Here is a 22,936-nt window from a genome sequence, read left to right as displayed (position 1 = left end):
CATGGCCAAGCCGCCGCACTGGCTGGACGGCGTGGCCAAGGTGCTGCGCGCCGAGACGGACAACCTGCGGGAACTGGCCAAGCTCGGCGGCGTCGACCCGCGCACGGCGTATGTCGGGACGCGGTTGGACGGGACGGACTTGAGGGGGCAGGATCTGCGGGGGATGGTGTTCACGGACCTCGATCTCTCGCGCGTGAAGCACGATGCGCGGACGCGGATCGATCCGGAGCAATTGCCGGTCGAAGGCCCACCGATCCTGGTGCTGTCGTCGCGGCTGGATCTGGTCGACGCGGAACGGCGGCTGGGGGCACTGTCGCCACGGCTGTTTGGGCCGAAGCAGGTCTACGCGTTCTTCGACAGCGTACGGGTCGGCTATCCGGCGATCGCACTGGCCTTCGAGGCTGAAACGGAGCTAGCCGAGGAGGCTCTGAACTCCATCGGCAAGGACGGCCTACCCTGGGCGCTGATCGTCCAAGCGCGAGACCCCGTCCGCTGGCTTACGCGCTGGCCGGATTTGGTGTCGGAACGCTATGCGTTCTTCACGCAAGAGTTCGGCCTCGGGAAAGCCAAGAGAGCTTCGAGCATCGCCGTGGAAACCCGGTCCCTCTGCCATCTACTGACGGAAAACTGGGAAGAGCTAATGGCCCGCGAGGGGCCGCCCACGCTGTTCATGCGAGCGCAAGGCGTCGGCCCACGACCGATCCTCGACGCAGGCGCGCAGCTCTTCGATCGACTTTGGCGGGAGGAGCTACACCTATGCCGCCTGCGCTTGGCCTTTGTTCCAGGAGAAATGGAGGCGACAGAGACGCTCGGCCTGAACGCGCTGTTCGACTGGGACGTCAACCTGCTGAGATCGTCGCCATCCACCGTCAGTGCATTCGTTGATCTCGGTGACGCCCTTCTACCCGAGAGATTCATAGATAACTATTCGCGGCACGCACTGAGCGCGCTGCAAAATATATCTCCTTTGGGCGATGGATCTCGCATTTTCGTTGGCGTGTCCGGAGCGAGACTACCTGTCGCGGACATTTCGCTTTCGCCACCGAAGCCACCAGCCGCGATAGCGGACCCTGCCAAGCTCAAAGCCTTCGATTTCGCCTCTGTGACCGAAATCCTGATCAGCCAATGGGCCGATGTCGCCACCGTTGTAAACGATCTCAATAGGACAGGAGAGTTTTGGGTCAACGCTCGCGACGTCCTCGGCGTCGGCGACGAAAAGGTCGTCACGATCTGGAGCCTGCTAGCCACGCAGATGCGGCGCTTCAGGTCGCAGCCTGTGGGCGAGGCGCGGCAAGTCTATCTTCAACTGATCATCCGGGCGGCGGCGCGACGCAGCGGCGCCGTGGGCCAGTGGCTGGACCCGCTGATAGACCAAGCCTCTGTGATCCGGATCGAGGATTTGCGCTTCGGCCTTGGCTGGGCAACCTTCAAGGCTAACCTGCTGGCCGATGACGCGGCTTACATCCAGTTAGGCGTCGAGATCGCGCCCGAGGGGCCCACGCTGACTCCCCTCTCTGCCAAAGGCGCGCCTTTCGTATCCTAACCCTTCGCCGGCTTCCGCCGCCTCGGCACGCGGACCACGGCCTCGCCGTCCATGATCAGGTCCTCGCCGACATAGCCGGCGCAGCGCAGGGTCACGCGGGCGCTAACCTCGTCGACAGCGGCCACGGTGACGCGCGCGGTGACAACGTCGCCGATCCGGACCGGACGATGGAACGCCAGGGTCTGGGACAGGTAGATCGCGCCGGCGCCGGGCAGGATGGTGCCGACTACCGCCGAGCCGAACGACGCCGACAGCAGGCCGTGGGCGATGCGGCCGCGATAGGCGGTCTTGGACGCGAAGGCCTCGTCCATGTGCACGGGATTGAAGTCGTCCGAGGCCTCGGCGAACTGGCCGATGCGCTCTTCGGTGACGGTGACGTGCTTTTCGGCGACCATCCCGACGGAAAGCTCTTCCAGGATGTAGCCGCCCGAGGCGTGAGGTCCGATCATGACGCGGCGTTAGCGGTCATCGGCCGTCATGGCTAGCAAAAACGCGCCGTGGGCGGATCGCCGACCGCCTAGGGCCGAGGTTTGGCGTAGGGGATGAAGGCGTTCAGGCTGACCGAACCATGGCTGAAGCTCATCGCCGGATCGAACAGGTTCAGGATGTCCATCCGGCACAGCTGCGAGCCGCTGGTGCGCGAGATCAGCGCGGTGTCGCGGTCCAGGAATTCGGCCCCGACGGGTCGGTTCACATACAGCGCGCCGCCCGGCATGCGGTACACGATCGCCGTCTTGTCGATGACCTTCACCGACTCGATCGAGCGCTGGTTGATGCAGTCCACCGGCGCGCCAGCGGTGCGGCCCTCCAACATCCCGGCCAGCTCGGCCTCCGGCGCGAGGCGCGGTTTGTCGCTGGCGAAGGCGGCGGTGGACGCCGTCAGGACGGCCAGGGCCGTCAATCCGTGAAGAACCTCGCGCATTTCGGTCTCCCTACTCCGCGGCCACCTTCGTCGCGTCCTTGGCCTGCAGTTCGGCGGCCTTCTTTTCGACGAGCTCGACGATGTGGTCGATCATGCCTTCGTTGGACTGCTTGTGGTCGGGCTTGCCGGCCATATAGACCATGCCCGCCCCGGCCCCGCCGCCCGTGAAGCCGATATCGGTCATCAGGGCCTCGCCCGGACCGTTGACGACGCAGCCGATGATCGACAGCGACATCGGCGTCGAGATGTGGGCCAGCCGCCCTTCAAGGGCCTCGACGGTCTTGATGACGTTGAAGCCCTGACGGGCGCACGACGGGCAGGCGATGATGTTGACGCCGCGGTGGCGCAGGCCCAGCGACTTCAGGATGTCGAAGCCGACCTTGATCTCTTCGACGGGATCGGCGGCCAGGCTGACCCGGATGGTGTCGCCAATGCCGGCCCACAGCATCGAGCCGATGCCGATCGAGGACTTCACCGTGCCGGTGCGCAAGGCTCCGGCCTCGGTGACGCCCAGGTGCAGCGGGCAGTCGATGGCCTCGGCCAGTTGGTAGTAGGCGGCCACGGTCATGAACGGGTCGGACGCCTTCACCGAGATCTTGAACTCGTGGAAGTCGTGGTCCTGCAGGATACGGGCGTGGTTCAGGGCGCTCTCGACCATCGCCTCGGGGCACGGCTCGCCGTACTTCTCGAGGAGTTCGCGTTCGAGGGAGCCGGCGTTGACGCCGATGCGCATCGAACAGCCGTGGTCGCGGGCCGCCTGGATGACTTCGCGGACCCGGTCGGGCGAGCCGATATTGCCCGGATTGATCCGCAGGCAGGCCGCGCCCGCCTGGGCCGCCTCGATGCCGCGCTTGTAGTGGAAGTGGATGTCGGCCACGAGCGGGACCTTGGCCTCGCGGGCGATGGTCTTGAACGCGGCCGTGCTGTCGGTGTCGGGGCAGCTGACGCGGACGATGTCGGCGCCGGCCTCTTCCAGCTGACGGATCTGCTCCAGCGTCGCGGCGGCGTCGCTGGTCAGGGTGTTGGTCATCGACTGGACGGTGATCGGCGCGTCGCCGCCCACCTCGACATTGCCGACGCGGATCTTGCGCGATTGCCGGCGCGTGATCATGCGCCAGGGACGGACGTGCGTGTGGTCTGCGGCCATGGCGCTAATCTAGAGACTCTCGGGGGCGAACCCAAGGCGGACTTGCGATTTCCTGGAAGGCCTAGCGGGCCGGACCGGCCGGCTTGGCGACCGTCGCGCCCACCGCCGTCGGCGCGGGCGGCGGCGGAGCGGCCGGGACCAGCTTGGACACCGGCGTCTGGAGCGAAGCCAGGCGACCGGTCAGGCGGCCGTTGTAATAGACCTCGAACAGCGCCGGCTCGACGACGTCGATGATCAGGCCAGGCGTCGGCGGCGGACGATAGGCCTCGCCGGCCGAAAGCCAGCGGGTCATGTGGATCGTGCCGTCCGCGCGACGCACGGTGAAGGCGCCGGCCTTGCGGGCCTGCAGGACCACGCCCACGCCTTCGCCGGGACCCACGCCCAGCATCTGGCCCTTGGGCTTGAACGGCGAGCCGATCGTGACCTGGTTGGCCGGATCGAGGGCCGCGAGCCTGGCGTCGGCTTCGGCGCGCGCCTTGGCGGCGGCGTTGGCGGCGTCGACCGAACCGCCGTTGGCGGCGGCGTCGTCGAGGCCGGGGGTCTTGTAGGGCTCGGGCGTGGTCGATTCGACCGGGGCCGGCAGCGGCGCGCCCAGGGCGACCTGGTTGTTGCCCGCATGGGCGGCGACCTGGGACGACGACGCGCTGGTGGCGGGCGCCACCTGCGGCGGGGGCTCGTCCTTGGCGATGGCGCGCTGGGCGACGTTCCACAGCAGGATCGCGCCGACCACCAGCACGCCGCCGGCGAAGATCATGGCCAGGCGCGGATCGCGCTCGCGATGCACGCCGATCGGCTCGCGCAGTTCGACGCCCTCGTCGGGCGCGTCGGTCTTGAAGCGGGCCACGGCGGCCTCGCCGTCCAGCCCCATCAGGCCGGCATAGGCGCGGACATAGCCGATGGTGAAGGGACGCGAGGGCAGATCCTCGAGACGCATGTCCTCCAGGGCCTCGATATAGCTCTGGCGGATGCGGGTGCCGTCGGCCACGTCCTGGGTGGTCATGCCGCGGAATTCGCGCGCGGCCTTCAGGGCCAGACCGATGTCGGCCCCTTCATCCAGAGAAGGTTGGGCGACCGCGACCGGAACATCGTCCGTGTCGGCGTCGGAGACGAGATGCAGACGTCTCACGTTGCCCGTATCCAGCGGCATACTAACCAACAGCCCCCGAAAATTCGCGCCACGCGCGAAGCGCGGCACTCCCCCCCACTCCGCGACGCGCGAAGTTGTAATCCATATTGTGGATATCAAACTAAGTAGCCGGATTCAATGCACAAATAGTGACGCTTGTCCGATCGGACAAGCTTGACTACACGGCGACGTAAAGCTTGCGGGCCAGCGTCTCGATCTCGCCGCGCAGCGACCCGCCGGCGCCCTTCAGCAAGGCCTCGACATTGCGCCGGGCGGCCTCGCGATCCAGGGACAGGACCATCTGCTTGACCGGGCCAATGCCGGCCGGCGGCATCGACAGGGCCTCGAAACCCAAGGCCACAAGGGCGAAGGCCTCCAGCGGACGCCCGGCCATCTCGCCACAGACCGAGACCGGCGTGCCGGTGTCGGCGCAGGCCTGCTGGATGGTCTTCAGCGCGCGCAGGGCGGCCGGCGACAGCGGGTCGTAGCGGTCCGACACCTTCGGATTGCCCCGGTCGGCGGCGAACATGTACTGCATCAGGTCGTTGGTGCCGACCGAAACGAAGTCGGTCATCGGCAACAACGCGTCCAAATGCCACAGCAGCGACGGGGCCTCGATCATCGCCCCGACGTCCAGGCGCGACGGCGCGGCGCGGCCACGCTTCAGGGCCCAGGCGACTTCCTGGTCGACGAACGAGCGCGCGGCGCGGAACTCGTCGACATTGGCCACCAGCGGGAACATCACCTTCAGCGGGCGACCGGCGGCGGCCTTGACCAGGGCGCGGATCTGCATGCGCAGCAGGGCCGGACGGTCCAGGCCCATGCGCACGGCGCGCCAGCCCAGAGCCGGATTGTCCTCGCGCTCCAGCTCCATGTACGGCAGCAGCTTGTCGCCGCCGAGGTCGAGCGTGCGGAAGGTCACCGGCATGCCGTCGGCGGCCTCCAGCACCTTCTCGTAGAGCGCCGTCTGGGCCTCCAGCCGCGGCAGCTCCTCGGCCACCATGAACTGGAATTCGGTGCGGAACAGGCCGATGCCCTCCGCCCCGGTCTCGGCCAGGATGTCCAGATCGACGGCCAGGCCGGCGTTCATCAACAGCGTGATCTTGGCGCCGTCCTTGGTGATCGGCGGCGTGTCGCGCAGACGGGCGAACTCGGCCTTGCGTTGGGCGCGGACCTCCATCCGGACCTTCAGCGCCTTCACCACGTCCGAGCGCGGACGCAGCCACGCCTCCTGCGTCTCGCCGTCGACGACCACCGGGTCGCCTTCGTTGACCCGGTCGCGCAGGCCGGCCAGGCGGCCAACGCAGGGGATGTCCAAGGCGCGGGCCACGATGCCGGCGTGGCTGGCGGCGCTGCCCTCCTCGAGCAGGATGCCCTTCAGCTTGGTCCGGTCGTACTCCAGCAGGTCGGCCGGCCCCAGGTTCCGGGCGATCAGGATGGCGTCGTCGGGCAGCTGGCGCACGGCGTGCACGTCGCCCGACAGGTGGCGCAGCAGCCGGTCGTTCAGGTCTTCCAAGTCGTGCAGGCGCTCGCGCAGATAGGGGTCGCGAGCCTGGCCCAGGCGGGCGCGGTGCTCGGAGCGCACGCGCTCGACAGCCGCCTCGGCGGTCAGGCCCGAGCGCACGGCTTCCTGCAGCGACCGGTTCCAGCCCCGGTCGTGGGCGAACATCCGGTAGGTCTCCAGCACCTCGTAAGAGGCGCCTACCAGGCCGTGCTGGCCGTCCAGCATCTCGTCGATCTGGGTCTGCAACTGCTCGATGGCGTAGGTGAGGCGCGCCTCTTCGGCGAGCGCGTCGTCGGACAGCAGGGTCTCGGGGACCACCGGCTGCTCGTGCAGTACGGCCACGCCGTACGCCAGGCCTTCGGCGAAGCGCGAACCCTTCAGCCGCTCCGGCTTGTGCGGCGCCAGCTCGACGTCCTTGAGCTCGTCGGCGCCCAGGAGTTCGCTGGAGCTGACCATCTCGGCCAGCACCATGGCGATGATCTGGAGGTCCTCGACCTCCTCTTCGTCATAGTTGCGCTCGGTGCGGTTCTGGACGACCAGCACGCCGATGGCGCGGCCGCCGCGCAGCAGCGGCACGGCGAGGAAGGCGTGGTAGGGATCTTCGCCCGTTTCCGGACGGTACGAGAACTGCGGGTGGCTGGCGGCGTCGGACAGGTTCAGCGGCCGGCCCAGGCGCATGGTCTCGCCGACCAGGCCTTCGCCCGGCTTCAGTCGCGTGACGTGGACGGCTTCGCGGGCCAGACCTTCGGTGGCGAACAGTTCGAGATCGCCGGACGCGCGGCGCAGATAGATCGAGCAGACTTCGGCGACCATCGAGATGGCGATGGTGCGCACGACCATGTCGAGCTTGGCCTGGGCGGGACCGCCGCCGGCCATCGCCTCGCGAATCTGCCGAAGCAGGCTGCGTGGTCCTCGAACGGCCATGCCGGATGCCGCCATTTCGTCTGCGCGCGCTCCCTACCCCTGAAGAGATCTAGCCTAGCTTCAAGCGCCAGGGGTTAAAGACCCTTCGTACCTAGATGGGGGCTATAGCAGATTTCGCCCACGCGAAAGTCGCCGTGGACAACCGAACGTCGATTAGGTGTGAACGCGCGAAAAAGCGCCGCCCAGAATATCCGGGCGGCGCAGTCATGCTCGCTAGGGGAGGGATCGAAACTCTAGCGGCGATTGGCGGGGCCTAGCGGCGGTAGCCGTAGGCGTAGTTGTCGTGACGGCTGTCGTATTGCGTGGCGTAGCGGTCGTAACGGCGGCCATGGCTGTCGTAGGCGTAGCGGTTGTCGTTCGCGTAGCGGCCGTTGCTGTAGCGGTTGTCGTAGCCATGGCGATTGTCGCTGTAGCGGGGGGCGGTCCGGTACGACTGGCTGTAGCGACGGTCGTACTTGTCCTTGGCCGTCGTCGCGCCCAGGGCGGCGCCGGCGACCGCGCCGATGGCGACCGCATCGGTCTTGCCGTCGCCGATAGCCGCACCGGCGATGCCGCCGATCAGGGCGCCGACGATGGCGCGATTGGTCTTCTCGCCAGCGAAGGCGGTCGAGGCGGGGACGACCATCGCGCCGGTGATGGCGACGGCGATGACGGTCTTGGTGAACTTGCCGATGGTCTTCATGGCAGGGCTCCTGTTTCAGAAGCGTCGCCCCCTTTCCCGAAGATGAGATTGGGCGGCGCTGTTGAGGACTGTTCTAGAGCCCCGCGCCTGAACCTGATTTGAACCGCCGTGTTCAGGTTCGCGTCATGTTGAAAAATCTTTCGCCGGCCGATGCAGCCGCACCGACCACAGCACCCCGGCCAGCATCAGCACGATCGCCGCCGTCTCCAGGCCGCGAGGCCAGCGGCCTTCATGTAGAAACCCGTAGAGCAGTGCGAATAGGGTCTCGAACACGATCAGTTGGCCCGAGAGGCTGAGCGGCAGCAGGCGGCTGGCGGCGTTCCACAGGCCGTTGCCGATCACCGAGGCGCCGATCGCGACCGCGAAGCTGACCGTCCAGAACCAGCCCCAGGCCGCCGGCGCATGGAGCTTGCCGCCCAGCAGGAAGGCCGGGATCACCAGCAGCAGCGACAGCAGCCCGGTCGCCAGGCCGGTCAGCAACGACCACTCGTGACTGTTGAACTTCGGCGTCGCGGCGAGGCGCCGGGCGTTCCAGACGGCGTAGGCGGTCCACATGGCGAGCGCCAGGGTCGCGCCGAGTACGCCCACCACTTGGCGCCCGATCCCGACGCCCCGGCTTTCGGTGAAGACCGACACGTTGATGCAGGCCCCGCCGGCCACCACCAGCAAGAGCGGCAGAGCCAGCCGGCGCAAAGGCACGCCCTCCCCCGGCTTCGCCCCGACCAGGGTCACGGTCACGGGCAACAGGCCGATGATCAGCGAGGCCAGGGCCACGCCCGCGCTCTGTACCGCGACCGACAGCCCGACATAGTAGATCAGGTTGCCCAGCAGGCTCAGCAGCACGAGATCGCGCCAGTCCCGCCCGTCCATCCTGGCCATCACGGCCTTCCAGCCCGGCGCCAGCAACACGGCCGAGGCCAGGCCGTAGGCGATGTAGCGGCCGGCCGTCATCTGCAGCGGCGTGAAGGCGGCCAGCAGCTTCGGGGCCAGGAACACCCCGCCCCAGAAGGCGCCGGCCACCAGGCCGCACAGCAGGCCAAGAACGAGGTTGCGGGAGGAATTCATGTCCTCCGCTTAGCAGGCCGCACGGGCGACGGCTTTGGCGAAAACGCCCGAGGTTTTGGCGAAGGCTCCGGTTCAGCGCCGCTCGAACCGGCGCTCGCCCCAGAGCACGGCGGTGACCCGGCCGTCGGCGCCATGCTCGAACCGGAAGACCTCCGCCCCTGGCGCGCCCAGGCTGGAGGCGGCGAAGACGTTGGGCATGGCCGGCTTCAGATCGAAGGTGAGGACGCCCAAACGGGCAACCGCGCCCTGCCCTCGCGCCTCGATCTCCATCGGCCCCAGGCGGTCGCTGACATAGCGGCCGGCATAGGGCGTCAGGTCGGCGGCGGCGGGACGCCAGCTCCAGTCGCCGAAGACCGGATCGGCCAGGCTCTTGGCCGCCCGCTCCTCGCCGCGCTGGCGCTGCTGGGCCAGGGCGGCGGTCATCGCGGCGACCCGCGCGGCGACCCGCGCGGCGGTGTCGTCGGGCTTGGCCGGGTCGAGGCCGTCGAGGAAGACGCGCGTCAGGGCGCTGCTGAAGCCCAAGCCGGCCGTCTCACCATTGCCCAGCACCGCGATCCCGACGCCGTCGTTGGGCGCAATGGTCATCAGGGCGCCGTAGCCGGTGTAGCCGCCGCCGTGCGACAGCACCCGCCGGCCGCCATAGTCGCAGAGGTACCAGCCCAGGCCGTAGCCGCCGCAATCCAGCCCCTCGCGCATCGCCTTCATCGGCGCATTGGCGGTCTGGGCCAGGGCGAAGTCGGCCTCGGGCAGGCCCGGCGCCGCGCGGCGCAGGTTGGCGACCAGCCAGCGGTCCATGTCGACCGGCGTGGTGACGATACCGCCCGCGGCATGCATCAGGTCGTCGCTCTTCAGCGAGACGGCGACCCAGTGGGCGTCCTTGTCCAGCGCATAGCCGGTCGCCAGGCGGCCCTTCGGCGCGGCGGTGATGCGCATCGAGGTCTCGGTCAGACCCATCGGACCGAACACCCGCGCCTGCATCCAGGTCGGCAGCGTCTTGCCAGTCCGCGTCTCCAGCGCCGCCGCATAGACGAGGTAGCCCGTGTTCGCATAGCGGAAGCCCGGCTGACGGGCGGCCGACCAGGTCCCGAGCGTCCGGGGATAGTCGGCGGCCGGGATCGCGCGGATGAAGCCGGTGGTGAAGTTCAGGGTGTCGTTGGCGATGGGGGCCTCGTGCGCCATCCACGAGCGCAGGCGGATCTTGGCCAGGTCGCCCTCGCCCGGGATGGCCAGGCCCGGCCAGGCCTCGTCCAGGCGGGTGTCCAGCGCCATGACGCCGGTGCGGTCGAGGTCGGCGGCCAGCAGGCCCGTGTAGGCCTTGGTCATGCTGGCGATGTAGAACCACGTCCGGGCGCTCACCGGGGCCTTCGTCGCGATGTTCTGTCGGCCATAGGTCAGGATGCGGGGCGGCCCCGACGCCTGGCTGATCACGATCGCCAGGCCCGGCGGGGCCAGCGGATCGGCCATCACGCCGCGCGCGACCGCGTCCACCCGCGCCGCCGCGCGATCCAGGTCGGCCTTGGCAGCCCCTTGGGCGACGGGCGCGCTCCAGGCTGGAAGCGCCAGGGCCGAAAGCACGGCGGCGAAGGTCAGTCGGGCGAGGCTCATTGCGGCTCCTGTGGCGCGGGTCATGCCGCCCTACGGACCAGAAGCCGGACCTTCGATCTTGAACCGATGTCGGGATCGGCCAGCAGCCGCTTGAGTTCGGTGGTCGTCAGCCCGCTGGCCCAGCGGATGGCGCGCGCCATGTGGCTCTGGTCGGCGAAGCCCGCGCTCAGCGCCGCCTCGGCTGGCCGCTCGCGCCCGCTCACCATCAGGCCGATGGCCCGCGCGGTCATGGCGTGCAGCCGGTAAACGCTGGGCGGCATGCCGTACGCCCGGCGGAAGCGCAGCGACAGGTGTGTGCGATCGACCCCGACCTCGTCGGCGATCTCGCCGATCGCGCCGGGCGTATCACGCAAGGCCTCCCGGGCTCGCGACAGCCAGAGCGGCGGCGCCTCGACGCGCTCGGGTTCGGCCTGGGCGGTGACCGCCTCCAGGTCGGCGACCGTCTGGCCGGCGTCCAAAGCGCCCGCGCCCAGGGCGACGGCGCGGATCAGGTCCAGCAGGTCCCGCCGCGCCGGTTCGGCCAGGCGCCCCTCGCCCGACCGCACCTTGCCGTCATCGGCCGGCGGGCGCTTCAGCGAGAAGACCAGCGCGCCGGCGGGCCCGAACCGGTCGGCGTGCGCGTCCCCCGCCGCCTTGCCCAGCATCAGGCCCGGCGCCGCGAACACCTCGCCCGCCCCTCGCGCCTCAGCCAGTTCGCCGGCAAGGACGTAGGACAGCTCGTCCACGTCGTGCGTGTGCCGCGCCTGCACCAGCCCCGCCGGATAGAGGGTCAGGCAGGCCTGCGCCGCGCCCAGCGGACGACGGACGGTGCGCGGAAGCGAGGTCTCCATCCTGACCAGAGGCTTCGAACCCGGCCGTTCGGATGCAATCTGGCGGATGAAGAATTTGTCATGTGGGCGGCTCGTCCCGCCGCTACGCTTCCGCAAGATCGGTCGGGCGCAACGGATCGGGCGGAGACATCTTGCGGCCGTCACGGAGGTGCGGATGACCAAGGCGGCGCTTCAGCGCTATCAGGACCGGATGCGGCGGGTGCTGGATCACATCGACCAGCATCTCGATGAGGATCTGGATCTGGCGACGCTGAGCGGCGTGGCGGCGTTCTCTCCGCACCACTTCCATCGGCAGTTCGGGGCGATGTTCGGGGTCTCCGTCCATCGCTACGTACAGCTGGTCCGCCTGAAGCGGGCGTCCTATCGGCTGGCTTTTCGGGACGACGCGAGCGTCACCGAGATCGCCCTCGACGCCGGTTACGACGCCCCGGAGGCCTTCGCCCGCGCCTTTCGCCAGAGGGTCGGGCAATCGCCGTCGGGGTTCCGGAGGTCTCCCGACTGGGAGCCGTGGCAGGAGGCCTTCGGGCCGCTCATCCAAGCCAGGAGCCAGCTGATGCAGACCCCCTTCTCCGCCGCCGACGTCAAGATCGTCGACACCCCTGCCACCGCCGTCGCCACGATGCGCCATCACGGCGATCCCACCCGGATCGGCGACACCATCCAGAAGTTCATCGCCTGGCGCAGATCCACGGGCCTCAGCCCGAAGGTCAGCGCCACCTTCAACGTCTTCCACAGCGACCCGCGCGCCGAGGCGGCCGAGTTCCGGCTGGACCTCTGCGCGGCGACGCAGCGCCCGATCGCGGCCAATGATGAGGGCGTGTTCGCCGACGAGATCCCCGGCGGGCGCTGCGCGGTGCTACGGGTGATCGGTGGGGGCGATGATCTCGAGCCGGCGGCCCTGTTCCTCTATCGCGACTGGCTGCCGGACAGCGGCGAGGAGGCCCGCGACTTCCCGCTCTACTGCCGGCGCGTCAGCTTCTTCCCCGACGTGGCCGAGCACGAGGCGGTGACGGACCTCTATCTGCCGCTACGCTAGCGGCGTGCGCGCCAGGCGCCCGGGGTGACGCCCAGGACCGCCTTCATGCGCTTCGTGAGCCCGCTCTGGTCGCCGTGGCCAGTGCGGGCTGCGATCTGTGCGATGGAGAGGCTGCTGTCCGACAGCAGCCGTTGGGCCGCGCGCAGGCGAGCGTCCGACAAGGCCGCGTGCGGGGTGGTTCCGTAAACCTCCGAGAACCGCGCGAAGAACCGGCTCTGGCTCATCCCCGCCTCGGCGGCCAGATCGCGGACGGTCAAGGGCTGGTCGTAGCGGGCCTCGATCATCGCGACGGCGCGGGCCAGGCGTGGATCGACGCTGATCGGCGCCGCCGACAGGCCGCGCAGCAGCAGGGGCGTCCAGAGACTTGCGACACCGGTCTCGATCGCGCCGGGCGCTTCGCCGGCCAGATACTCCAGCAGGCCGCGCACCCCGCCGGTCACCGGAGCGAACGGCCGCTCGCGCAGGCGCTCGAACGGCCGCATCAGCGCCCCGCCGATATCGGCCACCACGAACAGGTTCTCGCCCGAGGCGGCGAAGGCGTGGCGGGCGCCGGGCGGGACCACCGCCGCGCGGCCCGGATCGACCCGGCCGCCCTTGCCGTCGATCTCCATCTCCAGCACGCCCCGGCGCGGCAGGACGATCTGGTCGAAGTCATGGGCGTGCGGCGGCGCGTCCTCGCCATAGCGGCGGAACGAGAGCTCGGCGGGGGCGGTCAGGTCGTGGCCCATGACCCCCAGTATAGCGAAGTCAGCCGTGCCCCGGCAGGGCCAGGGGCTCATCCGCATCCGCCACCAACCGACGGGCCTGCTCCAGCGCCGCGTCGATGTCGCTCTCGATGAACTCGACCTCCAGGTCGGTCAGGGGATGCGGCGCGGCGATGACGTTGCGGAGATAGGCGCGCTTTTCCGGCTCGGTCATGGTCCACCAGCCGACGGTGTGGCCTTCCTCGATGACCGCGTCGCCCATGGCCAGCAGGTCGTCGGTGTCGAAGATCGGCTGGCCGGGCTTTTCCGGGAACCACTGGCCGTCGTCCGGCAGGGCCTGGTCCAGCTGGTTCAGCAGGGCCGCCAGCCAAGGGCTGATCAGCAGCGGCTTCTCGTAGCCATCGCCGAACTTGGCGCGCAGCAGCAGGTCGTAGAGCAGGTCCAGGCCCGCATCACCATGGAAGGTGACGGTCTTGGCGGCAGGATCGAACTTAAAGACGTCGGACATGGGTCTCTCGGAAGCTGGAACGCTCCCATAACGCCGTAAGGCGACGTTTTGGCAACGGCGGAGCGTCCCCCCAGACGCTCCGCCACCAACTCTCCTAGAGTTGGTCCAGGCCGTACACCGCGTGCAGGGCGCGAACGGCCAGCTCGGTGTAGGCGGCGTCGATCAGCACGCTGATCTTGATCTCCGAGGTCGAGATGACCTGGATGTTGATGTTCTTCTCGGCCAGGGCCTGGAACATCGATTGGGCGACGCCGGCGTGCGAGCGCATGCCCACGCCGATCACCGACACCTTGGAGACGTCCTCGTCGACGGCGACGTCCTCGAAGCCGATTTCCTTCTGGGCGGCGCGGACGATCTCGACGGCGCGAGCGGCGTCACGCTTGCCGACCGTGAACTCCATGTTGGCGGTGTCGGCGCTGCGAGCGCGCGACTGCACGATCATGTCGACGTTCACATTGGCGTCGGCCAGACGACCGAAGATCTGCGAGGACACGCCCGGATGGTCGGGCAGACCCAGCAGGGTGATCTTGGCTTCGTCGCGGCTGTAGGCGACGCCCGAGACGATGCGCTTTTCCATGATTTCTTCCTCGTCGCAGACGATCGTACCTTGGCCGGGGGCTTCGCCCGGCTCGACGAAACTCGACAGCACCCGCACCGGGACGCGATGGGCCATGGCCATCTCGACCGAACGGGTCTGCAGCACCTTGGCCCCAAGCGAGGCCATTTCAAGCATCTCTTCGTAGCTGATCTTGGCCAGGCGCTTGGCCTTGCTCTCGATCCGCGGGTCGGTCGTGTAGACGCCGTCCACGTCCGTATAGATGTCGCAAGCGCCCTTCACGGCGGCGGCGATGGCCACGGCGGAGGTGTCCGAACCGCCCCGGCCCAACGTGGTGATGCGCTGCTTGGGGGTCACGCCCTGGAAGCCGGCGATGACGGCGATCTCGCCGTTCGCGAAGCACTCTTCCAGGTTCTCCGGCGGGATGTCGTCGATCCGGGCGCTGCCGTGGGCCTCGCTGGTGATGATCGGCACCTGCCAGCCCAGGAACGAGCGGGCCTTGTGGCCCATGTTGCGCAGGGTCATGGCCAGCAGACCGGCCGTGACCTGTTCGCCCGAGGCGACGACGGCGTCGTACTCGTCGTCCGATTCCGGAAGACCTTGCGCGGCGCGGCCGGCGCCGTCGGTCCAGGCGACCAGCTCGTTGGTCTTGCCCGACATGGCCGACACGACCACCGCCACCTGCTTGCCCGTCGCGACCTCGGCGGCGACCAGACGCGCCACCCGACGGATGCGCTCCAGGTCGGCCACCGACGTGCCGCCGAACTTCATCACCAGACGTGACACGTCTCTGGTACCTCGACACTTGGTTATTTCTTGCGCCCGCGCGGCCGGATCGCTCCCCCTCGCGCAAGCTCGGGCCTTCTAGCGGCCGGAAAGCGCAACGGCAATGTCGCGGATGTGTCTTTTTTCTCCGGTCGTGGCGCGAAAAACTCCGCGTGGTAGACAGACCACATGAGTGAAGCCGCTTCCGCAACGCCCTCCTGGAGTATCGACCCGGCCGACGTGGCCCGGTTCTCGGCCATCGCCGCCGAGTGGTGGGATCCGCGCGGCAAGTTCGCGCCGCTGCACGTGTTCAATCCCTGCCGCCTGGCCTTCATTCGCGAGCAGGCCCTGGTGCGCTTCGGCCGCGACGCCGCCGCCCGCGCGCCCTTCGAGGGCCTCACCCTGCTGGACATCGGTTGCGGCGGCGGCCTGCTGAGCGAGCCGATGGCGCGCCTGGGCTTCACGGTCACGGCCGTCGACGCCTCCGAGAAGAACATCAAGACCGCCGCCACCCACGCGGCAGAGCAAGGGCTCTCGATCGGCTACCGGCCCGCCACCGCCGAGCAACTGCTGGCCGAAGGCGCGGGCCCGTTCGACGTGGTGCTGACCATGGAGGTCATCGAGCACGTCGCCGATCCCGGCGAATTCCTGCGCACCTGCTCCAAGCTGCTGAAGCCCGGCGGCCTGATGATCGTCGCCACCCTGAACCGCACGCTGAAGGCCCTGGCCCTGGCCAAGATCGGCGCCGAATACATCCTGCGCTGGGTGCCGCCCGGCACGCACGACTGGAACCAGTTCCTCAAGCCCGAGGAGCTGCGCGCCTTCCTGGCCGGCGAGCCCGTCGAGATGCAGGGGCCGTTCGGCGTGGCCTACAACCCGCTGACCGGCCGCTGGAGCCGGTCCGACGACGTCGACATCAACTACATGATGACCGTCACCAAGGGTTGAAACGGCGCAGATTCGGGAACTTCGCCCCTGCCGAGGCTTTTCGTCTCCGCAGGGACTTGCACCCGGATTGGCGACCCAACTGTCGGGGGTCGGCCGTCGATCCGTTCTAGAGGGAACGGAGACACCACATGACTTCCAAGACCATGGCCGCCGTGCTGGCCGCCACGATGGCGTGCGGCGCGGTCGCTCCCGCCTTCGCCCAGGACTCGGCCTACCAGCAGAGCCTGCGCAACTACGACAACCAGCGCTCCAACTACTATGAGCGGGTGAGCGAGTATCAGTCGCGCCAGGAAGCCTACGAGCGCGACCGGGCCAACTATGTCCGCACCCGGGACGACTACGACCGTCGCTACGGTCGCGGCGCCTATGACCGCCGCAATCCCAGCTATGCCGAGCGCTATCGGGTCGCCCAATACCGCGACAGCGCCGCCTACTATGCCGAGCAGGCCGATTTCGAACGGGCCCGCGCCACGTACGAGCGCGCCCGCTACGACTATGACCGCCGCAACGGCGACGGCGCCTATGACCGCCGCCACCCGTCCGAGGCCGACCGCTTCCGCGTGAGCGGCGCCAGCTATGTCAGCGGCTACGACGCCAATCGCGACCAGTGGGAACGCGACCGCAGCCGCTATCTGTCCGCGCGTGACGAGTATGACCGTCGTCGCGGCGTCGGCAGCTACGACCGTCGCTATCCCGGCGAGGCCAGCCGCTATTCGGCGCCCTATGCCGGCGCCTACAGCATCGACACCAGCGCCAATGTCGCCACCAGCAACTGCCGCCAGGACGCCAAGCGCAACGCCACGGTCGGCGGGGTGATCGGCGCGCTTGCGGGCGCAGCCCTCGGCTCGAACGTGGCCGCCCGCAACGCCCGTCCGGAAGGCACGGTGCTGGGCGCCCTGGTCGGCGCCGGCGTCGGCGCGGCCGTGGGCAACGCCTCGGCCAAATGCGACACGCGCGGCAACTACTACAGCTATGACCAGACCCAGCCCTATCGCTACAGCGACGGCCGCTACGCCGAAGCCAGCGAACGCTGCCGCCTGGCCCCCGCCCCGGCCGAGTACAACGGCCGCGTCGAGCAGCGCTATGTCCGCGTCTGCCCCGACGCCGACGGCCGCTATCGCATCGACGGCTGATTTCGAACGTAAGACCCAAGTCTGATGGTCGACTGGCCGACTTTTACGGCAACCGGCCGTCAGCTTGGGCGTTTACGACCCGAGGGATCATAACAAGAAAGTATCGGAGAGCTCGCCATGCGCGCCCGCCTGAAAGCCATCGTCCTGGCCACTGTCGTCGGTTTCACCGTCAGCAGCGTGGCCGTCACCGCCGCCGACGCCCAACAGCGTCGCGAACGGGTCCTGGTCTGTAACAAGTCCAAGGCCAAGAACGGCGCCATCATCGGCGGCCTCGGCGGCGCCCTGCTGGGCAACACCGTCGCGGCTCGCGGCAACAAGACCGAAGGCGCCCTGCTGGGCGGCGCGGTCGGGGCCGTGGCCGGTCACGAGATCGGCAAGAACAAGAAGAAGTGCCACTACGAGTACCGCTATCGCTAACGCCTAGCGTTTCGTAGGAGCCAAAGGGGCGCCGGATGCAGGTCCGGCGCCCTTTCTCGTGGGCGAAAGGTTGCGCGTCGGAAGCCGACCTCGCGTGCTTCCAGGATGTTGACGTTGGACACCGGGTCACCATCCGCTACAGCACTATCGAATAGAGTGACCTGAAAGGGCGACGACATGGCTTTGCTGGACGAGCTCAAGGCTGACCAACTCACAGCGCGCAAGCAGAGCGACCGCCTGAAGGCCGACGTGCTCACCACCTTGATCGGCGAAGCGACGCAGATCACGACCGAGGAATTCAAGCGCGGCGTGACGGAAGTCACCGACGAAAAGGTCGTCGCGACGGTCGCGAAGTTCTTGAAGAACACCAAGCTGACGCTGGATAACCTCGCGACCGAACGCGCGCGCCTGGTCGAAGCCGGCGGCGATGCGTCGAAGGTGGACGAGCGGACCAAGGCGGCCGAAACCGAACTGGCGATCCTGTCCTCGTATGGCCCAAAGCAGATGACGGAATCGGAACTGCGCGAAGCCATCGACGACTTCCGGGCCAAGAACCCCGGCGCCAATGTCGGGGCGATCATGGCCTACCTGAAGACCAGCTTCGGTGGTCAGTATGACGGCAAGACGGCCAGCGCGTTGGCCAAGGGGTAGATAGAGGCCGCCCGCCTCAGTTCACGTCCGTCTTCTTCGGCGCCGCTGGCGGCAGCGGCGCGACCTTAACCCCATCCTCGACCAGGGCTTTCACCTCGGTCGGGGAGGCCTGGCCGTAGATGCCGCGCTCCTCGGACTTGCCCTCGTGGATGGCGCGGGCCTCCTTGGCGAAGGCGTCGCCGACATAGTCGAAATTGTCCTCGACGTGCCGGCGGACCTCGCCCATGGCCGTCATCATCATCTCGCGCATCTTGGGATCGCCCCCAAAAGCCCCATTTGACGGCGCCGCGCGCTGGGCCTTCGTGCCGGCGACGGCGGGGGCCATGATCTGTTTGGTGACCCCGCGCGAGCCGCAGAGGGGGCACTCGACGAGGCCGCGACCAGCCTGGTCGTCATAGTCCGCCGACGAGCCGAACCAGCCCTCGAATTCGTGGGCCGCGTCGCACTGAAGCGCGTACTTGATCATGGAACTAAGGTGCGCGCTTTCAGGGGCCGACGAAAGGCCGGGCGTTCTTGAGGGCCGGGATCGCCGCCCGCGCCGCGAGGGCGGCGGGCAGGTCGAGGTCGGCCAACAGCACGCCGGGCTCATCGTGGTCAAGCTTGGCGATCACCTCGCCCCAGGGTCCGACGACGATCGAGCGGCCCCAGGTGCCGCGCCCGTCCTCGTGAACGCCGCCTTGCGCCGCCGCGATGACGAACGAGCCGGTCTCGATGGCGCGGGCGCGCAGCAGGATGTCCCAGTGCGCCTCGCCGGTCGGGCGCGTGAAGGCGGCCGGAACCGTCAGCACCGTCGCGCCGGCCAAGGCCAGGGCCCGATGCAGGGCCGGGAAGCGCATGTCGTAGCAGATCGACAGGCCGAAGCTGGCCAAGGGCGTCTCGACCACCACCGCCCGGTCGCCCGGCTCGTACGCGGAAGACTCACGCGCCGTCTCGCCAGTCGGCAGATCGACATCGAACATATGCAGCTTGTCGTAGGTGGCGACCACCGCGCCGGTCGGGTCGATCACGACCTGGCGGTTGGCGGCCTTGGCGCCGTCGTCCGCGCCCTCGCGCAGCACCAGGGCCGAGCCGATGTCGATCCAGGTCCCTGTCTCGGCGGCGATCTCCCGCAGGCCCTGGACCACCGGATCGTTCTCCAGCGACGTCAGGGACGGCAGCAGCTTGGTCCGGTCCTTCTGCACGACGTTGGTGCATTCCGGCGTCAAGACGAACTGGGCGCCGCCGGCGATGGCCTCGCGGACCAATGGCGCGACATGCTCCAGCGCCGCCGCGTGGGTCGCGGGCGTGCGCGTCTGGACGAGACCGACCCGCAAGCTCATGCGGCCAGCATCTGGTCCAGCTTGCCCTCGCGCTCGAGGGCCATCATGTCGTCGCAGCCGCCAATGTGCTGCTCGCCGACGAAGATCTGCGGGAAGGTCGTGCGGCCCGAACGCTGCATCATCTCCTGGCGCAGATTGGGGTCCATGCCGGCTTCCACCTCGGTGAAATCGGCGCCCTTGTCGTTCAGCAGGGCGACGGCGCGGGCGCAGTAGCCGCAGAAGGGGCGGGTGTAGATGGTGACGTGGGCCATGCTCTGACTCGATAGCGGTACGTCCTCATATAGGACGCGCCTGCATTTCTGTAACGCGGGCAACGACAGATAGCGTCACGGACGCCGCTCCCGCCGCCAGCAGAGCCCGCGCGCAGCCTTCGGCGGTAGCTCCCGTGGTCAACACGTCATCAACGAGAACGATCCGCCGCCCGACGACCTGCTTGCGCCTCGCGTCCGGGACGACAAAGGCCGCCGCGACGTTGCGCTTGCGGCCGACGGCGGACTTGCCGCCCTGGCTGGCGGTGTCGCGCTTCCGGATCAGGGCGTCGGGCAGGTAGATCAGGCCCGCCGACCGGGCCAGCGGCCGGGCGATCTCGGCGGCCTGGTTGTAGCGGCGGCTGAACATCCGGGTTCGGTGGATCGGAACGGGGACGACGGCGTCGGCTTCTTCCAGCAGCTCGCCCGCCGCCCGCGACAGCCAGCGCGCGAACAGGCCCGCCAGCTCCGGCTGGTCGGCGTGCTTCAGCTTCAGGACCAGATCCCGCGAGTGTTCGTCATAGACGCAGGCCGCCCTCGCCCGGGCGAAGGCGCGCGGCTTGGCCTGGCAGGTCGGGCAGCGCTCGATCGCCGCCTCGGCATAGGCCATGGCCAGGCCACAGCCGTCGCAGACCGGATCGTCCAGGAAGGTCACCCTGGCGAAGGCCGAGGCCGACAGCCCCCGGCTCAGGGCGGCCTCGCCATCCAGGCTGGACGGCGGCAGCAGGAGGTCCAGCAAGCCCCGCCCGAACGCCATCAGGTGCGGTCCGGCTTTCCATGTCGGTCCGAAATCGCCATGTTCCGCGCGCATGACCGCCTCGCCCCTGCTCTTCGACCGCAACCTGCACCGCGCCCGCCTCAACCGCGCCGCGCCTGACTTCGCCTCAGCCGACTTCCTGAAGGCCCGGACGGCCCAGGACGTGGTCATGCGGCTGGAGACAATCCTGCGTCGCTTTCCGGTCGCCGTCGACCTCGGAGCGAGAAACGGCCATTTTTTCAAAGCCTTGAGCGAGAGCGACGCGCGCCAGAACATCGACACGGTGATCGAGGCCGACCTCTCGGGGCGGATGCTTCAGGGCCGTGACACCCCTCGCGTGGTCGCCGACGAAGAGCGCCTGCCGTTCGGCGACGCGACCCTGGATCTCGTGGTCTCGACCCTGTCCCTGCACTGGACCAACGACCTGGTCGGCGCGCTGATCCAGATCCGCCGCGCCCTGCGGCCCGACGGCCTGTTCCTGGGCGCGATCTTCGGCGGAGCGACCTTGACCGAACTGCGTCAATGCCTGCTGGCCGCTGAGGCGGAGGTTTCAGACGGCGCCTCCATGCGGGTCTCGCCGTTCGCGGACGCCATCGACGCGGCGGGCCTGCTGCAGCGGGCAGGCTTCGCCCTGCCCGTCGCCGACGTCGATCGGGTGAAGGTGCGCTACAGCCATCCGATCAAGCTGCTGCACGACCTGCGCCGCATGGGCGAGACCAGCGTGCTGCTGGACCGCTCGCGCAAGCCGCTGAGCCGCAAGGTGCTGTTCCGGGCGATGGAGCTCTATGTCGAGCGCTTCGCCGAGCCCGACGGCAAGGTGCCGGCGACCTTCGAGATCGTCTCGGTCACCGGCTGGGCTCCGCACGACAGCCAGCAGAAGCCGCTGCGTCCGGGCTCGGCCAAGATGCGCCTGGCGGATGCGTTGGGGACGACGGAGGAGTCGGCGGGGGATAAACCCACGCCGTAAATCCCTCTCCCGCAAACGGAGAAGGAAAGGCGCAGTCTAGCTGCCGATGGCGGTCGAGGTCTTGTTGAAGGCGGTCTTGATGCCGTCGCCCAGCACCGTCAGGGCGCCGATCAGGGTGATGCTGATCAGCACCACGAGCACGCCGACTTCGACAGCCGTGGCGCCCGACTGGTCGGTCCAGAAGCTTTTCAGAGGACGTCGCGCAGCCACGCCACCAGCGGCTCGTCGGCCGGCGGCATCGGATAGTCCGTGAGCTTGTCCGGTTTTACCCATGCCAGCGCCTCGTGCTCCTTACGCGTCACTTGGCCTTCCCACCGACGCAATAAGTAGAGTGGCATCAGGAGATGAAAAGACTCGTAACTGTGGGACGCGAAAACGAACGGCGCGAGGCAGGCTTCCGCGACCTTGATGCCGAGCTCTTCTTGCAGTTCACGGATCAGACATTCTTCGGGAGTCTCGCCAAGCTCTACCTTGCCGCCCGGAAACTCCCATAGGCCCGCCAGTTGCTTGCCCTGCGGCCGCTGGCAGATCAGCACCCGGCCGTCGACATCGATGAGGGCGGCGGCGGCGACAAGGACGATGGGCTTGGTCATGAGGCCGGTTTGGCGTGGCATAGAGCCGATGGCAAGGGCCGCCCAACGCGTCGCCGCACGTCCGCCGCAATTACGCCTGTAACCTCCTCAAAACCACCTGGGAGGGACACCATGCACAAGACGCTCGCCACACTGGCCGCTGGCGCGATCCTGGTCGCCGCCGCGCCGGCCTTCGCCCAAGCCAGCAATCCCGAGGAGCCCGCCGTCCGCGCCGCGCTCGAGCACTACCTGGCCGGTCACGCCACCGGCGATCCCAAGGAATTCCGCCAGGCCTTCCACGACGACAGCCGCCTGATGTGGATCCGCGACAACGCCCTGATGCAGCGCTCCGACGACGAGTACATCGCCGGCGCCAACGGCAAGCCCGCCCCGGACGAGGCTCAGCGCAAGCGCTGGATCGAGTCGATCTCGATCACCGGCACGGCCGCCAGCGCCAAGATCGTGCTCGACTATCCCAACGCCGTGCTGACCGACTACATGCAGCTGTTGAAGACCCCCGAGGGCTGGAAGATCGTGCACAAGATCTTCGACGTGGCGCCCAAGGCGAAACCTTAGGGACCCAGGCATCTCTCCTCCCCCTCTGGGGGAGGGGGACCGCCGAACGGCGGTCGAGGGGCCAACCGAACGGTTCAGCCTCCGCTAGTCGGGCTCAGAACTCGCGCGAAATCCGCCAGCCACAGAGTGTGGGTCCATCTCACAGGGCCCCTCCACCAGCGTTCGCTGGTCCCCCTCCCCCGAGGGGGAGGAGAGATGCAAAAAGCCCCCGCGTCACGCTGTTCCTTGACTTTTGCACCGCAACATAAGATATGAGCCCCGCGCCCCATCGGCGCTATCGGTGCTCCAGCCGCGTGAGGGTCCTCCTTGGACCAGCCTGTCGAGCGCCCTGAAGAGCTTCTCATTAGAGAGCCCGTGCACGCGGGGCGCTCCCCCGACCGACTAGCCGAGGGGCCAGCCGTGCGAGGACGCATCGGCTGCATTCGGCGCAT

26 protein-coding genes are annotated in these 22,936 nt (G+C 68.5%); 8 read left to right on the top strand and 18 right to left on the bottom strand.

Annotation, left to right across the window (positions count from 1 at the left end; genetic code table 11):
- Position 1 precedes the first annotated feature (1 nt).
- Entirely contained in the window at positions 2-1,543 is a 1,542-nt protein-coding gene (locus AC07NN_RS10710) for a hypothetical protein (protein WP_494640497.1), read from the top strand.
- Here AC07NN_RS10710 and AC07NN_RS10705 read toward each other — a convergent pair.
- The 9 genes from AC07NN_RS10705 to AC07NN_RS10665 form a co-directional block, all read right to left on the bottom strand.
- Positions 1,540-1,992 carry a MaoC family dehydratase gene (locus tag AC07NN_RS10705; RefSeq protein ID WP_494640495.1) on the bottom strand — a complete coding sequence of 151 codons (453 nt, stop codon included), beginning with the start codon at positions 1,990-1,992 and terminating at the stop codon, positions 1,540-1,542. The two genes, AC07NN_RS10710 and AC07NN_RS10705, sit on opposite strands and share 4 nt — an antisense overlap.
- A 68-nt stretch (positions 1,993-2,060) precedes the next feature.
- On the bottom strand, positions 2,061-2,465 hold the full coding sequence (locus tag AC07NN_RS10700; RefSeq protein ID WP_494640493.1) for a hypothetical protein: 405 nt from the start codon (positions 2,463-2,465) through the stop codon (positions 2,061-2,063).
- 10 nt (positions 2,466-2,475) lie between these two features.
- Positions 2,476-3,612, bottom strand: coding sequence for a flavodoxin-dependent (E)-4-hydroxy-3-methylbut-2-enyl-diphosphate synthase (gene ispG, locus AC07NN_RS10695; protein WP_494640491.1), 1,137 nt, complete (start codon positions 3,610-3,612; stop codon positions 2,476-2,478).
- Between the two features lie 61 nt (positions 3,613-3,673).
- Positions 3,674-4,759, bottom strand: coding sequence for a helix-turn-helix domain-containing protein (locus AC07NN_RS10690; protein ID WP_494640489.1), 1,086 nt, complete (start codon positions 4,757-4,759; stop codon positions 3,674-3,676).
- Positions 4,760-4,916: 157 nt separating this feature from the next.
- Positions 4,917-7,181 carry a phosphoenolpyruvate--protein phosphotransferase gene (ptsP, locus tag AC07NN_RS10685; RefSeq protein WP_494640487.1) on the bottom strand — a complete coding sequence of 755 codons (2,265 nt, stop codon included), beginning with the start codon at positions 7,179-7,181 and terminating at the stop codon, positions 4,917-4,919.
- Between the two features lie 238 nt (positions 7,182-7,419).
- Positions 7,420-7,848, bottom strand: coding sequence for a YMGG-like glycine zipper-containing protein (locus AC07NN_RS10680; protein ID WP_494640485.1), 429 nt, complete (start codon positions 7,846-7,848; stop codon positions 7,420-7,422).
- Positions 7,849-7,971: 123 nt separating this feature from the next.
- Positions 7,972-8,913, bottom strand: a complete 942-nt coding sequence (locus AC07NN_RS10675) for a DMT family transporter (RefSeq protein ID WP_494640483.1) — start codon at positions 8,911-8,913, stop codon at positions 7,972-7,974.
- 72 nt (positions 8,914-8,985) lie between these two features.
- Entirely contained in the window at positions 8,986-10,518 is a 1,533-nt protein-coding gene (locus AC07NN_RS10670; protein ID WP_494640481.1) for a serine hydrolase domain-containing protein, read from the bottom strand.
- Between the two features lie 20 nt (positions 10,519-10,538).
- Positions 10,539-11,348 carry a helix-turn-helix domain-containing protein gene (locus AC07NN_RS10665; protein ID WP_494640479.1) on the bottom strand — a complete coding sequence of 270 codons (810 nt, stop codon included), beginning with the start codon at positions 11,346-11,348 and terminating at the stop codon, positions 10,539-10,541.
- 154 nt (positions 11,349-11,502) lie between these two features.
- Between AC07NN_RS10665 and AC07NN_RS10660 the strand changes: the two genes are divergently transcribed.
- Positions 11,503-12,384, top strand: a complete 882-nt coding sequence (locus AC07NN_RS10660; protein WP_494640477.1) for an AraC family transcriptional regulator — start codon at positions 11,503-11,505, stop codon at positions 12,382-12,384.
- Here AC07NN_RS10660 and AC07NN_RS10655 read toward each other — a convergent pair.
- From AC07NN_RS10655 to AC07NN_RS10645, 3 genes are all read right to left on the bottom strand, one after another.
- Entirely contained in the window at positions 12,381-13,163 is a 783-nt protein-coding gene (locus AC07NN_RS10655) for a helix-turn-helix domain-containing protein (protein ID WP_494640475.1), read from the bottom strand. The two genes, AC07NN_RS10660 and AC07NN_RS10655, sit on opposite strands and share 4 nt — an antisense overlap.
- The gene (locus tag AC07NN_RS10650) at positions 13,132-13,596 is read right to left on the bottom strand and encodes a hypothetical protein (RefSeq protein WP_494640473.1); all 465 of its coding nucleotides are present in this window, start codon (positions 13,594-13,596) and stop codon (positions 13,132-13,134) included. The genes AC07NN_RS10655 and AC07NN_RS10650 overlap by 32 nt, the downstream gene beginning before the upstream one ends.
- Before the next feature lie 94 nt (positions 13,597-13,690).
- Positions 13,691-14,938 carry an aspartate kinase gene (locus tag AC07NN_RS10645; protein ID WP_494640472.1) on the bottom strand — a complete coding sequence of 416 codons (1,248 nt, stop codon included), beginning with the start codon at positions 14,936-14,938 and terminating at the stop codon, positions 13,691-13,693.
- A 168-nt stretch (positions 14,939-15,106) separates the two neighbouring features.
- Here AC07NN_RS10645 and ubiG point away from each other — a divergent pair, with 168 nt between their 5' ends.
- From ubiG to AC07NN_RS10625, 4 genes are all read left to right on the top strand, one after another.
- A complete protein-coding gene (ubiG, locus tag AC07NN_RS10640) occupies positions 15,107-15,865 on the top strand; it encodes a bifunctional 2-polyprenyl-6-hydroxyphenol methylase/3-demethylubiquinol 3-O-methyltransferase UbiG (protein ID WP_494640471.1) in 759 nt (252 codons plus the stop codon).
- A 128-nt stretch (positions 15,866-15,993) separates the two neighbouring features.
- Entirely contained in the window at positions 15,994-16,998 is a 1,005-nt protein-coding gene (locus AC07NN_RS10635) for a YMGG-like glycine zipper-containing protein (protein WP_494640470.1), read from the top strand.
- 117 nt (positions 16,999-17,115) lie between these two features.
- Positions 17,116-17,415, top strand: coding sequence for a glycine zipper 2TM domain-containing protein (locus AC07NN_RS10630; protein ID WP_494640469.1), 300 nt, complete (start codon positions 17,116-17,118; stop codon positions 17,413-17,415).
- Between the two features lie 177 nt (positions 17,416-17,592).
- Entirely contained in the window at positions 17,593-18,066 is a 474-nt protein-coding gene (locus AC07NN_RS10625) for a GatB/YqeY domain-containing protein (RefSeq protein ID WP_494640468.1), read from the top strand.
- Positions 18,067-18,082: 16 nt separating this feature from the next.
- On the opposite strand, the gene AC07NN_RS10620 is transcribed toward AC07NN_RS10625, so the two are convergent.
- Genes AC07NN_RS10620 through AC07NN_RS10605 form a run of 4 tightly spaced genes read right to left on the bottom strand, consistent with a single transcriptional unit; the run spans position 18,083 to position 20,444 of the window.
- Positions 18,083-18,532, bottom strand: coding sequence for a DUF1178 family protein (locus AC07NN_RS10620; protein WP_494640466.1), 450 nt, complete (start codon positions 18,530-18,532; stop codon positions 18,083-18,085).
- Between the two features lie 19 nt (positions 18,533-18,551).
- The gene (locus AC07NN_RS10615) at positions 18,552-19,385 is read right to left on the bottom strand and encodes a carbon-nitrogen hydrolase family protein (RefSeq protein WP_494640464.1); all 834 of its coding nucleotides are present in this window, start codon (positions 19,383-19,385) and stop codon (positions 18,552-18,554) included.
- Entirely contained in the window at positions 19,382-19,636 is a 255-nt protein-coding gene (gene grxC / locus AC07NN_RS10610; RefSeq protein ID WP_494640462.1) for a glutaredoxin 3, read from the bottom strand. Before grxC ends, AC07NN_RS10615 begins: the two co-directional genes overlap by 4 nt.
- A 25-nt stretch (positions 19,637-19,661) precedes the next feature.
- Positions 19,662-20,444 carry a ComF family protein gene (locus AC07NN_RS10605; protein WP_494640460.1) on the bottom strand — a complete coding sequence of 261 codons (783 nt, stop codon included), beginning with the start codon at positions 20,442-20,444 and terminating at the stop codon, positions 19,662-19,664.
- On the opposite strand from AC07NN_RS10605, the gene AC07NN_RS10600 reads away from it, so the two are divergent.
- Positions 20,443-21,357: a methyltransferase domain-containing protein gene (locus tag AC07NN_RS10600; protein WP_494640458.1), complete on the top strand. Its 915-nt coding sequence runs from the start codon at positions 20,443-20,445 to the stop codon at positions 21,355-21,357. The genes AC07NN_RS10605 and AC07NN_RS10600 overlap by 2 nt on opposite strands.
- Positions 21,358-21,393: 36 nt before the next feature.
- On the opposite strand, the gene AC07NN_RS10595 is transcribed toward AC07NN_RS10600, so the two are convergent.
- Both AC07NN_RS10595 and mutT read right to left on the bottom strand, forming a co-directional pair.
- A complete protein-coding gene (locus tag AC07NN_RS10595) occupies positions 21,394-21,567 on the bottom strand; it encodes a Flp family type IVb pilin (protein WP_494640456.1) in 174 nt (57 codons plus the stop codon).
- Complete coding sequence (gene mutT / locus AC07NN_RS10590; RefSeq protein WP_494640454.1) at positions 21,546-21,950, bottom strand: 8-oxo-dGTP diphosphatase MutT; 405 nt, start codon at positions 21,948-21,950, stop codon at positions 21,546-21,548. The genes AC07NN_RS10595 and mutT overlap by 22 nt, the downstream gene beginning before the upstream one ends.
- 111 nt (positions 21,951-22,061) lie before the next feature.
- Here mutT and AC07NN_RS10585 point away from each other — a divergent pair, with 111 nt between their 5' ends.
- Positions 22,062-22,505, top strand: a complete 444-nt coding sequence (locus tag AC07NN_RS10585) for a nuclear transport factor 2 family protein (RefSeq protein ID WP_494640452.1) — start codon at positions 22,062-22,064, stop codon at positions 22,503-22,505.
- Positions 22,506-22,936: the final 431 nt, after the last annotated feature.

Source organism: Caulobacter sp. GW821-FHT09H08 (assembly GCF_059415885.1).
The sequence above is the reverse complement of the archived record's forward strand: the minus strand, read 5'-3'. Positions and strand labels throughout refer to the sequence as shown.